11 protein-coding genes are annotated in these 12,729 nt (G+C 35.2%); all 11 read right to left on the bottom strand.

The window, feature by feature from the left end; all coding sequences use genetic code 11:
* Nucleotides 1-4 precede the first annotated feature (4 nt).
* On the bottom strand, nt 5-1,864 hold the full coding sequence (asnB, locus tag ACY0JR_RS05670; protein ID WP_462632972.1) for an asparagine synthase (glutamine-hydrolyzing): 1,860 nt from the start codon (nt 1,862-1,864) through the stop codon (nt 5-7).
* A 232-nt stretch (nt 1,865-2,096) separates the two neighbouring features.
* Nucleotides 2,097-3,149: a glycosyltransferase family 61 protein gene (locus ACY0JR_RS05665; protein ID WP_462632971.1), complete on the bottom strand. Its 1,053-nt coding sequence runs from the start codon at nt 3,147-3,149 to the stop codon at nt 2,097-2,099.
* Nucleotides 3,150-3,279: 130 nt separating this feature from the next.
* Nucleotides 3,280-4,116: a glycosyltransferase family 2 protein gene (locus ACY0JR_RS05660; protein WP_462632970.1), complete on the bottom strand. Its 837-nt coding sequence runs from the start codon at nt 4,114-4,116 to the stop codon at nt 3,280-3,282.
* 1 nt (nt 4,117) lies between these two features.
* Nucleotides 4,118-5,233, bottom strand: coding sequence for a glycosyltransferase (locus tag ACY0JR_RS05655; RefSeq protein ID WP_462632969.1), 1,116 nt, complete (start codon nt 5,231-5,233; stop codon nt 4,118-4,120).
* Complete coding sequence (locus tag ACY0JR_RS05650; RefSeq protein WP_462632968.1) at nt 5,230-6,147, bottom strand: glycosyltransferase family 2 protein; 918 nt, start codon at nt 6,145-6,147, stop codon at nt 5,230-5,232. The genes ACY0JR_RS05655 and ACY0JR_RS05650 overlap by 4 nt, the downstream gene beginning before the upstream one ends.
* Nucleotides 6,148-6,149: 2 nt before the next feature.
* Nucleotides 6,150-7,232, bottom strand: a complete 1,083-nt coding sequence (locus ACY0JR_RS05645) for a glycosyltransferase family 2 protein (RefSeq protein WP_462632967.1) — start codon at nt 7,230-7,232, stop codon at nt 6,150-6,152.
* A 69-nt stretch (nt 7,233-7,301) separates the two neighbouring features.
* Complete coding sequence (gene rffA / locus ACY0JR_RS05640) at nt 7,302-8,429, bottom strand: dTDP-4-amino-4,6-dideoxygalactose transaminase (RefSeq protein WP_462632966.1); 1,128 nt, start codon at nt 8,427-8,429, stop codon at nt 7,302-7,304.
* Between the two features lie 4 nt (nt 8,430-8,433).
* Nucleotides 8,434-9,135: a GNAT family N-acetyltransferase gene (locus ACY0JR_RS05635; RefSeq protein WP_462632965.1), complete on the bottom strand. Its 702-nt coding sequence runs from the start codon at nt 9,133-9,135 to the stop codon at nt 8,434-8,436.
* 39 nt (nt 9,136-9,174) lie between these two features.
* Nucleotides 9,175-10,458, bottom strand: a complete 1,284-nt coding sequence (locus ACY0JR_RS05630) for a glycosyltransferase (RefSeq protein ID WP_462632964.1) — start codon at nt 10,456-10,458, stop codon at nt 9,175-9,177.
* A 41-nt stretch (nt 10,459-10,499) separates the two neighbouring features.
* Nucleotides 10,500-11,429: a nucleotide-diphospho-sugar transferase gene (locus ACY0JR_RS05625; RefSeq protein WP_462632963.1), complete on the bottom strand. Its 930-nt coding sequence runs from the start codon at nt 11,427-11,429 to the stop codon at nt 10,500-10,502.
* A 152-nt stretch (nt 11,430-11,581) separates the two neighbouring features.
* Nucleotides 11,582-12,721, bottom strand: a complete 1,140-nt coding sequence (locus ACY0JR_RS05620) for a glycosyltransferase family 2 protein (protein WP_462632962.1) — start codon at nt 12,719-12,721, stop codon at nt 11,582-11,584.
* Nucleotides 12,722-12,729 lie beyond the last annotated feature (8 nt).

Below are 12,729 nucleotides of genomic sequence, written 5' to 3'. Positions count from 1 at the left end.
AGCTTTACTGTGCTCCCACTCCATCATTATTTACCAGCCACTTGTGCAATACAATCAATAGCCAGATTCTATTATATAAATAGTCCTTGCCACCTAAGAAACTTGCCTTTAATTGTTTCACGTAGTCATAGGTAACCACATTAAACTTTAGAATGCATTCCTGACTTAGGTATGTATCTAACAAATACCTTAAATCTCCTTTTAACCATTGCCCCAAGGGTATTGAGAATCCCCATTTAGGTCTGTCAAACAAAGAAGCAGGAACATAGTCATACAGCACTTGCTTCAACAGATACTTTGCTATGCCATCCTTGTACTTCAATTTGGGGTCCAGATTCAATGCAAACTCCACAATGCGGTAATCAAGCAAAGGAGTACGACTCTCCAGTGAATGGCGCATAGATGCTCTGTCTACCTTCACCATCAGATCGTCTTGGAGGTAATATTTCATATCAAACAACGCCTGCTCCTCCATTGGATTCAAAGCTCTGCTGGTTCCAGAAATACTTTCATCAAAAGTAAGAGGCAAACGATACTCTGGAGTAAGAAGCCTTTGCATCTCCGCTTCAGAGAATAAGTATTGCTCTTGAGAAAAGATATGGCTTTTTATCCGTTTTGAGTCAGAGTAGTTAAAAACTGTAGCTGCCCTTTCATACTTGTTCCCTAAGGTGTTTAATACATGACTGATAGGCTTTCTAAATAGCTTCACTAAAGGGTTATGCAGCCTATTTGCCCATTGGTACATACCGTATCCAAAGAACAACTCATCTCCTCCGTCACCAGATAAAGCCATTGTCACGTGCTTTCGGGCAAGTTCAGAAACTAACAGAGTAGGTATGGCCGAAGAATCAGCATAAGGCTCATCATAGATACCTGTCAATTGTTCTACCAAGTCTAAAGCATCTTTCTCAGTTACTTTAAATTCATGATGATCTGTACCCAAATGTTCTGAGACTGCACGGGCAAACTGCGCCTCATTATACTTTGCGGCATCAAAGGCAATGGAAAACGTCTTGATTGGTTTATCTGAAATAGATTGAGCAACTGCTGTCACCAAACTTGAATCAATCCCCCCGCTTAGGAACGTACCAAAAGGAACATCACTTATCATGCGGTATTTGACAGAACTGGTTATAAGCTCTTTCAAGGTTTGTTTAGCAACAGACTCCTCTGATATAAGCTCTGACTGCACCTGTTCTTCCAGTTGCCAATAATTAACTTCTTGTAAAACACCGTTTTCTAATGAAATATAGGTTCCGGAATCCATCTTCTTGATCTCTTTGTAAATAGAAAGAGGACGCGGAATATACCCCAAGTATAAAAATTGGCTGACAGCTTGTTTATCAATGGTTAACTTGCTTTTCAGAAAGGAAAGATTGGCAAGAGATTTTAGTTCAGAAGCAAAGGCAAAAGACTGCCCATCATAGTAATAGTAAACAGGCTTCTTGCCTAACCTGTCACGGGTTAAGAATACCTTCTTGGTTTCTTTGTCATAGATGGCCAAAGCAAACATACCGTTAAAACGATTGATAGCTTTGGCTCCCCATTTAATATATGCCTCAAGAATGACCTCGGTATCTGATGATGTACGCAGAGGAACATCAAGCTCTTGTGCAATTTCCTGAAAGTTATAGACCTCGCCGTTGAATATAATAACGTAGCGAGCATCTTTGGAGTAAAATGGCTGGTTAGCTGCCTCAGATAAATCCAAGATACTTAACCTTCTATGCCCTAGTCCAATAGTGTTTTCATAAAAATAACCTGCAGCATCTGGCCCTCTATGGCTTATACAATCGGTTATAACATGAAGGTCATTTTCACTAATACCTCCTGTAATATCAATAAAACCAGCAATACCGCACATACTTAATAAATCCTTAAAACTTTACTCCTAGCAAAAGTACAAAACAACTTTGAGCAATTGCATAGGAGTATTAAGGAAGTTTAGAGAATTATAGATTCAAATAATGAAAAATGAAATCCTTCAAGAGAACTTACAAAAGTTAAATAGGCAAAACTTAGACAAATATTTAATTACAAACAACGCATGAAGAAAACGATAGTAATAGAAAGGTATTACAGGACGTTAGATACTATCAAGCAAATCCTAAGATTCTCTCTAAAGCACCATCCAATTCTTTAGCAGATAAAGTTACACTATGATCATCAATCCGCTTTTCTGTTGGAAGAGTTGTTGGTGCATAATCGCACAGAATGTAATTATACTCACATTCAAAGTAAGGACAAAGAGTAAAAAAACAGGTATACATGTGATACACATTTTTAGGCCTGATCTCAATCACTTTACTACCTGGTTTCAAGAAAACAAGGTTTGTCAAGCCAGCTCCATGCAATCCCATTATAACGCGTGCATTGTTACATATACTAACTTGGTCAGATATTGAGAAATCTTCAAAATATATTATTTTAAACCCATATTTTATCAATACAGGATATAGTTCTTCTTCGTTAAACACTTTACGATAATTAGCTCTAGCCCTGGAAATATAGATTCTTTCAGCAAAAACAGTAGAGCTTCGTTGTAGTGCGGCCTCTTGCAACCATTTAACACCTTGCTTTATAGGAATGGGCTGCAAATAGAATGGATTACCTGCACGGGTAGGTAAAACCAATTGACTAATCAAATATTTATGGGAGTTATCTATAATCAGAAATTCCTTGATATGGAGTAAGTCAAAGAATTCCTTACAGAAAGGCCATTTATCAAAAAAATAATCAGGAATAGCAAACTGAATATTAGGCAGATATTCCTTAGCCATCCATAACCTAGGTAGAATATCAGTTATCCAATGAAAATAGCCACCCGTAGAATAACCATCAAGGCACCATAAGACCGGCTGCTGTACCTTGATAGATTTTCTTATTGTGCTTTTTATTTTAAATTTCAATTGCTCCTTGAATGACCCATATAACTTTTCCCTTAACCATGGCCAAGCAAAAGCTTCTGGTAACATTTCCCCGTTTTTCCACAAGATCAATTCCCTATTTGCCCAAATATCATTCAAGTTAAGAACCGAACAGGCACGAATTTCTCCCTCTAGGGACATATCATAATACTTTTCCTCCCCCTTAATACAATTGGCAGGCAGTTCTATTTTGATAGTAGCACTCTCAAACTTAGCACTCATTAACACACTGGATTAGAACTCAAACATATACCCATACAAAATAGGCATACTTACAATAAAACTTTCTCAAAACCAAAGCATGCACTAGACATTAAAATACGCCCTGTGCTACATCATCGGAAGATTAAAACTATTCGAAGATCTGTTCAACAAATCTAAAGGGTTTTTTAAAAAATGCAGAAGCCACGTATTTTACTCCTTTAGAGTATAAGCCTGTTCTTATGAATCCTAAACCTAGTATGTAACAAATCTTAAATATAAATTCATCTTCAAGCTCTTGCGGAATTAAGCCTTTTCTTCTCAACTCATGTAAATACATTTCGTTATCAAGCACCAATTTAGATGAAAGCTTGTTACTCATACTATTGGAACTTATTCTATACAGTAAAGGAGCTTCCTTGATTAGTTTTCCTTTTCCAAAAGAAGCAAGTTCTATCAAGAAAAACCTATCAGCAGTACTTGAAAGATTAGGATTAAAACTTAACCGATTTTCTGCAAGCGAAGACTTTCTAATTAGATAATTAGATGGACAACTGGAGTAGTATGGCTTATAGGTTAACAAACCATCTATAATATCATCTGCAGGACCATACGTTTCTTCGCCTGACACAGGAAAGGTCACTACAGGACCACAGCAAAAGTCCAGTGCCTTGTCTGAATCCAAGATTCTTTTTCGCAAGGAGAGAAATCCATCAGACATTTTATCATCAGCATCAAAAAAAATCACGTATTCCCCTTTAGCTACTGACAAGCCACTATTACGAGCTACAGATACTCCTGAATTCTCTTGTCTAAGGTAAAATACACGAGGATCTTTTTCAGAAAGAACAATTGCTGCTGAACTATCCGTTGAGCCGTCATCAACAACTATAATTTCCAAATCATCTATTTTTTGGCTTTTGATTGAATCTAAGGTCTCCTTTATAAAATCAGCAGCGTTATAACAGGGAATGATTATTGATATCATTTCAAGTATGTGAATATAAATCTACTAACCTTTCAATAAAGGAAGTATAGTTAAATTTCTCAGCTATTGCTTTTCCGTTTACAATCCGCTGACTGGTTACTGGCTCATTCTGTAATGCTTCTATTATACCGCTATAGATTTGTTCAGAATCCTTATGATCAACCATAACCGCTATATCATGATTGAAGTATGATTCATTCGCAATCCCAGAACGACTGAAGACAGACGGTATACCTGCAGCCAAAGACTCTATATATATCTGGCCAAAAGCCTCTGAGTGTTCATCAATAGGTGTATGAACAAAAACATCCATGCTTTTGTAGGCTGCTGCTATATCACTTTCAAATTTTATCAACCTATAAGCACTCTCTGGAACAACCTTCAACTGGAGCAATAATTCATTTTCATAATCACCTTGAGCATTCAATAGAAGAAGCACGCTATTGGGATATATTTCTAAAACTCGCTGAAAGGCAGGGATAATGTATTGTATGCCTTTCCATTCAGTAAATCTAGAGATAACGCCAATAACAGGAGCCTTTTCCTCAACGTGATTACGTCTTTGAAAATCTGCAACCCTATTATCATTAACGGCAGAAAATCCTTCTAAAAGGAAACCATGAGGTATCAAAATAACCTTTGACTCTTTTGCTTTCTCCCACTTAATTAAAATATCTTTTACAATACTTGATATTGCAACAATGTGAGTAGCTAGTCTATTGGACAACTTATCCCACCAAATGCCTTTAGGAAAATAGATATGATGCAATGAAGAGTGATGTCTGGTATAAATTCTAGTAGTTACACCAGCTAACTTACCTGCAACAAGACCTATCACATTTGCTGCAAGTAAATGGCAGTGTATAATTTCTGGTTTTATCTTTTTAAGTAACTGATACGTTTTCAGGGTAGCAAGGGGCCAATCCTTTACACCATTCTGACTAACTCTATATACTTCAATTTTTTGCTGACGCAGAAAGTCTTCTAGCACAGAACCACCAGGGTTCAGCAATATATAAATGAGATGAAACTTATCTTTTAACTGGCTTTGAGCAATCCATTCATAAGCCAATGCCTTATTAATGTCTGAAACAATATAAACAACTTTTTTCCTCACAATTTCACTTTATCAGGGTAAAAAACACCATTGCTAGATATAACAAGATCATACAATTTATATCTGATCTTCTTAGGCAGCAGCATGACACTATGGCTGTTAATAAACTTCAACCAACCTTGGTTAGAGAAAAGCTTAAATACGTTTTCTTTCAAACCTTCAGGCATTTGCACGGGTTTAATAAAGCCTTCCTCTTTCAACCAAGGCTTTAGGGCAATCAACTTTTTATGTGCCAGAGCATATTGCCTTTGGCGCTTTATGTAAGATTCACAGGTAATGAAATCATCATGCCATCCTAATGCCTTTGGGTTATAATAAATGGCAATACCCATTTTAAAAGCTCTAACGGCAAGATCAAAATCTTCTGCATCTGTTAACTGTTCATCAAAACCAGACAAATCATAGTATATTTCTTTGGAAATGGAAAAGTTTGCAGCTGTGATAAATAGTGTTTCTTTACTCATGGCACCTTTGTTTTGCAACAAAGGCTTTACCCAGTTTCGGCTAAGTTCTCCTTTATACTTCTGAATATCAGTCTTGGTCAGATTAAAATCTTCTAATTGGGTTCCTACCATGATAGATCCAGGGTTATGAATATGATGCAGTTGATGCTGCTTTACACATTCTTCTCCTAGACGCATATCGTCATCAAAAAAGATCAGTAACTCACCTTCCGCTTTCGTTGCACCCGCATTTCTGGCAATAGATCTCCCTCCATTAGGCTGGTCAATGATGACTACTTCCTGTAAATTAAAAGAAGTGGTTTCCAGAAGTTCTTTTGTTCTATCAGTGGAACCGTCAATCACAATAATTACTTCAAAGTTTTTGACGCTTTGCTTTTCAAGAGACTTAAGAAGGTTACCTATCTTTTTCTCTCCATTGAAAGTGGCAATAATAATACTAGTCTTGATCATAGCTAAGACTTACGCAGCTTATTCAAAACCCACAGTGGGATAAATGAATTTCTAAATTTTAACTTTCGTAAAGTTTTCTGATCCTCATTCTTCAAAAAGGCAGGATTAATAGCAGTCAAAAACATCTTCGCTTTCTGTTTCTCATTTGAAGCATAGAACTCGTTAGCCCTCAATAAGAGATAGTAATGGAGTGCCTGTTCAGCTAATTTAGGATCAGGAGAGACTAGAGTCGTTTCAAAGTCCAATTTAACTTTTGTATTCCCCTTCACTAGATTTGCAATAGCCAGTTGGCCTGTTTTCTTTGCCAGACTATAAAAATAAGTATCATGCTCCACTTGAAATGCCTCTGCCTGTGAAACAGTCTTTGACAAATCATGTAACCGAAAATGGACAAGCAAGTTTGGTATTTTCTTTACGTGGTCGATTCCAAACTTGAAAAGAAACTTCATCCACCAATCTCTATCCATTAAGTAATGCAGACGGGTATCTAAAGGACCCATTGCCTCTATGGCTTCTTTTCTAAAGAAAGTCTCTGGCTGATCTATTCTAGCCCAGCCAATAGTCTTAGGTAAGTTATTGGAATAAACATCTGTGCCCGTAGATTCTTTTACCACTTCATTTTCTCCTTTAAAGAGGAAACTTCTGCCAGTTACTACTAAAGCTTGACTTTCTTGAAATGTTTCAGCCACTTTCAACAAGGCTCCTGGGGCATAGTAATCATCTGAATTTAACCAGTTGATGATGTCACCAGTGGCAACTTTCAATCCTTTATTAATTGCCTCACTCTGGCCACTATCTTTTTCACTTACCCAATAAGTGAGATAAGGAGCATACTTCTTAATGATTTCAACAGAGTTATCTGTACTACCTCCATCAATAATGATGTACTCAAGATTAGGGTAGTTCTGCAACAGAACAGAACGGATAGTCGCTTCTAAGTAATTACCTTGATTAAAGCTGGGAGTGATAATGGTGATTTTTGGCATAGCATGTCCATCTACTGCGCCATTTAAATCTATGCTATCAATCCACGGCCATGACATGTCCTCCTTTTTAGCAAAAAACAATTTATCATTATTAGACATTCTATAGTATAACTATAAATTTACAAGAAAAGAACACCGTATAGTCTAAAATAAGTAAGCCTATAAAAGTCAGGAGTAGAAATCAACAATTTTTTCAATAATTGAATCAACTTCAACATCTGTCAACTCATAAAACATAGGTATTCTAACTAAACAATCAGAATACCTATCAGAATTCACTAGAGTTCTATCATCATGCTGTTGGTAAAAGAAGGGGCTACTATGAAGTGAAATATAATGAAAAACAAGCATAATACCCGCATCCTTTAATGCACTGATTAACATTGTCCTTTCCTCTAAACTAGAACAAACAACATAAAACATATGCGCATTATTGGTAGAGTATTCTGGTATAACAGGAAGACTTATCTTACCTGATTTTGCAAGAGGCTTTAAGCCTTTATAATACTTCATCCAAATAGCCACTCTCCTTTTCTGAATATCGGTAATATTCTCCAACTGTGCCCATAAGAAAGCAGAGATAATATCAGAAGGCAAAAAAGAAGAACCTAAATCAACCCAACCATATTTATCTACTTCTCCTCTAAAAAAAGAAGACCTATTTGTTCCTTTTTCTCGAATTATCTCTGCACGATTTATAAATCGATCATCATTTATAATTAGCATACCACCTTCACCTGAAATAATGTTTTTTGTTTCGTGAAAAGAGAATGCGGCTAGATGACCTATTGACCCGAGTGGCCTACCTTTATAAAAGCTATCTATTGCTTGGGCGGCATCTTCAATAACAAATAAATTATATTTAGAAGCCAAATTCATTATTGAATCCATATCACAAGCAATACCAGCATAATGAACAGGAACAATAGCTTTAGTTTTGCTTGTAATTAATTGCTCAATTTTAGCAACATCAATATTTGGATTTACATCATTGCTATCTGCAAAAATAATTTTTGCTCCTCTTAGCACAAATGCATTTGCAGTAGACACAAAGGTAAAAGAAGGAATAATAATCTCATCACCAGGTTGAACATCAATCAGAATAGCAGCCATTTCTAGAGCATCTGTACATGATGTAGTCAGCAACGCTTTTTTAAAACCTAATTTATTCTCAAAGTATTCATGACATTTTTTTGAAAAAACTCCATCGCCTGAAATTTTTCCTGATTGTACAGCTTGAGCTATGTAATCAGTTTCTTTACCAGTCATGTATGGTTTGTTAAATGGTATCTTCATCTGCTTAATTTAACCAAAAGTGATATACCCATGAGGTATTAGAAATAAAATATTTACTCTTTTCATAAAATCGGCAAGCCAAAATATTATTTTTTTGGGTAGCAACCTCAATATTTACACAACCCTTAGTGTAAGCATAATTTTCAACTGTAGTCAACAGGCTTGAACCAATACTTTTACCTCTACTAATATGATCAACAGCTATCAGACCTATTGTTGCCGTGCTACCAATAATCTTTACTGTCACCATACCTAATATAGTATTATGCTCCTGATACACAAATACCTCATCAGCTATCTTTCTTTCTACTGAAAGTTTAATCCATTCAGTATACATTCGATTATATTCATTATTAGTGAATTCTTCATCAGTATTGAAGCGTGAGTATACACCGCTTTGCAATGTTAAAGGGATTAATAATGCGAAGTCTTCAGTTGCACCAAACTTTCTAATACATAAGTTCTCATTTGAACTCACTATATTTTCTTTAAGATAGATCAACTTTATATCGGTCAATTTACCTTTTAAATTAATGGCAACAGGTTTAGATGAATTTGCAACCCAGTAAACCAATTTAACACCTTGAATTTTTAGTTCATTCAACAAGTTCCTAAGTTCTGTTTCATTAAAATCTTGCTGAATTAGCGAAACCACTTTATAATTGAAGAATTCCGAATCCCAACTCAACTCCTTGTATTTATCCATAAGATCATTAGATACAAACTAGAGAAACATCAACTATATTTATATAGCCTTTATCAAATCCTGCACAAAAACGCTTTCACTTGTTTTCTCTAACCCAAGATTACGTGTACTTATTGAAAGCTGCTCAAACTCTTTTTCATTTAGCTTCAATATTCGATGTAAAGCTTTAGCAATTTCTTCATTATTACCAGATTCCACTTTGTATCCAGAAACATTATCCTTGATCAAGTCATTTGAAACGCCAACTTGAAATGCGACAACTGGTGTTCCACACATAATTGATTCATTTACCATCATTGGCCCTGAATCTTGAACAGATGTAGAAACAAACACTTCTGAGGCTTGATAGGCTATAGACAATAGCCTATCATCTTTTATATAACCCGCAAAGACTACATTAAATGGTATATCATTTTTAATGCTTTCATCACTGGCATTACCTCCAAGAAGAATAAATATATTACTTCGCTCACGCTCGTCTAGTATATATTTAGCATGTAAAACTTTGAGAGCTTCCACAAAGTACCGCATCCCCTTCCGCTTCTCATTAGTAAATGAAGATCCATAAAAAATCACTTTACTATTATCTGGTATATTAAAAACCTTTTTAGCTAAAGTCCTGAATTCTCTATTGAATACTGTTTTATCAATTGGAATGAGAACTTTACTTATATATTCTGAACCCCTAAAGAGGAAAGATTTCCTAGCTTCTTCTAATAATTGATCTGAAGCTACTACAACAGAAGCTTTAGACTTTGAATAATATTTATCCTTTTCCTTCAACCGAATAGCCGGATAATTCTTACTACTTTCGTCTAATATGGCGGGACATCTTGTACAATTTGTTGTAAAACCTTCACACGTCCATGCATAATGACAACCACCAGTCAAGATAGACATGTCCAAAGGATAGAAAACAGTTTTAGCTTTTGTTATATTATGCAATTGAAATAAGTGCTCTGGCTCTAAGAACCTACTTACCCATGTAACTAAAATAACGTCTGGAACAATAGGTAACTTTCGCGTTAAAGCATTTATATCGACAAACATATTATCCTCATCCAAGTTTAAAAAATAATAGTCTTTATCTGTTGCTATCCTCCTCTTAAACTTATTTGAGAACCTTTTAATTAATGACCTAAATTTACCATATCGACTTTCTGTAACAAGATCACCATATCGCAGTATTCTTGCATCATCATTTATTTTGTTTTTGACCAACAAGTACACATCATGCTCTTCCTTCCTTAGCGCTTTATATATCCTTAATGCAGCCTTACCAGCACCTAAATAATCTTCTGTGGCTAAGATTAATATCTTCATTTAAAAAAATAAATTTTTACAAATTAACAGATTACCTATAATCAACTAATTAGTTTCAATAACCTTATCCACAGAGATCTTAAAATATTTAATAATGAACGACCCGATTGTTTAGGATAGAATTTCATAGAAATTATATTATCATACTCTTCATCAACCATCATGCAACTTGGCTCTACAATAAACAGGGATTTATCATAAACATCCAAATTGCTTAATATTGATGCACTGTCTTTAGTATGAGTAGCATCGACTCCAAACCCTATATTAGATACCAAGTTAACACTAGGAATAACTCCATATCCGCCACTAATTATTCTAGTAAACAACCATTGATAATCCCACGTATCTATATCCCCTTGCACAGCTTTATTCAAGCCACTTTCATATTCTGCTAATTCTATCCGATTTGTAAATCTTGCTTTGAACAAGTCTTTTACTTCTGGGTTGTTCCATTTAGATGCATATAAATCGTATTCACGCCATGCACGTTTCCAAGTTGCCCAGCCCCATATTCCCGAAAAGTTTGAAAAAAAGTATGTCTCATCTGCTCTCTTCCATTCTTTAAGAAGATTTGTGCCCCCAATTTGCTGCACTCTCTCATCATCTTTATACTTCTCTAACAATTCTTGACAGAAATAGAAGAACGATGGACTAGGCAAACAATCATCCTCAAGAATTATACCTTGATCTACCTGATCAAAAAACCAATTTATAGCTTCAGATACTCCTAGGCCACAACCTCTATTTTCGTCTCTATATAGTGTTGTCACCTCACACTCCCAATCTATATTAGAAACAACTTTCCTCGCTTCTTCACATTTCTCCACCTCGCCCGGCGTGTTTAACCGTGGGCCATCGGCAGCAATGAAAAGCTGTTTTGGTTGAACTTTTCTTATGGCTTCAAATACATACTTTGTAGTTTGTGGCCTATTAAAGATTAAAAAGAGTACTGGAGTATGTAATGTCATCGTATGGTAATTGAGCGCTTGTAATCCATTCTTTTCATGATTTAGATATTTAAAGAATTACTCTTCTATTAAAAGACGGCAAAAAACAAGTGCTATTTCTCTCACACACTCATTAGTGTTAACTTTATTAGCCAATCTTTTAATACATAGACCTACTTCTTGGCTACGATCAATACTACCTTTTTGTCATTATATTCAAAGAAATAATCCTCCATCATTCCTCCCATATTTACAATAAAATAAAATAAAAAATCCCTCATTTCAATAACATCTAAATACTCTGTACTATATGTCTGAATATCAGTCAACCTATAAGAGACTTTCGTTAAAGAAATAAGTTTATTTACCTTTTCAACTACATTTGTCAGTTTCCCAACTTTATTTTTATTATCAAGTGGGGAAATATACTTAATGTGAAATAGCTTTTTTCCTGTATCTACTACAAGATGTTTACTTAAGTTCGTAAAGAAGTTTGCTTTGGGAAAGCTATATGTAATTTCTTCAGAATTTTGGTGATCTTCATTTAAGTAGGCTAATAAAGCTTTTCGCTCTTCTTTCTTATATAATCTACCAATCTCTCTACCGGCAATTTTTTCATTAGAAGTATTATGATAATATTCTTTCAGAACATCGTACCAACCGGTTAAATTCTTAAGTGATGAAGGTAAATGCCATTGATGAAATACAGGAAACTCTTCAATATCTAGCCACTCAATTTTTCTACCTGCAGCCTGTATTCGCTTACTCATATCTAAGTCATCAAAGCCCCAATAAGTATAGAATTCATCAAAGCCATTGATCTTCAAAAAGAATCTACGGTCAATCACCATCAACAATCCAAGTACTATCTTATCTGAAATTAGTAAACCCTCTTGAGCACCTTTGCCAGCAAAAAGTTTATCATAATTCTTAAAATCTTCTGTTAAATAAAAAGCTTGAGAATGGATATAGCTATCTGGGGTGAGTCTTGGAACAAGTTTCTCAAAGAAGTATGGAGGAATGATTAAATCAACATCTAGTCTCACTACATAATCTCCGACCGCTCTTATCAATCCAGTGTTCAAAGCATGAGGTTGATTCCATGGCATTCCACGAGTGTCATTATATAGATATTTTGTAAAGGAAAATCCTGACACAATTTCTTCAAGTTCTTTTGCCAGCCTTTCTTCACTTCCGTAATCAACAAATATTACCTCAAAGTCTTTGAAAGATTGATTGTTCAATGCAGTTAGACATCTTACAACCCTATCTTTATCTCTATTTCTAAAACTTATTAAAACTGATAATATCATTATTTCAA

This window comes from Rufibacter sp. JT3400010 (assembly GCF_054956755.1).
Note: the sequence above shows the minus strand (reverse complement) of the source record. Positions and strands in the feature narration are given on the sequence as shown.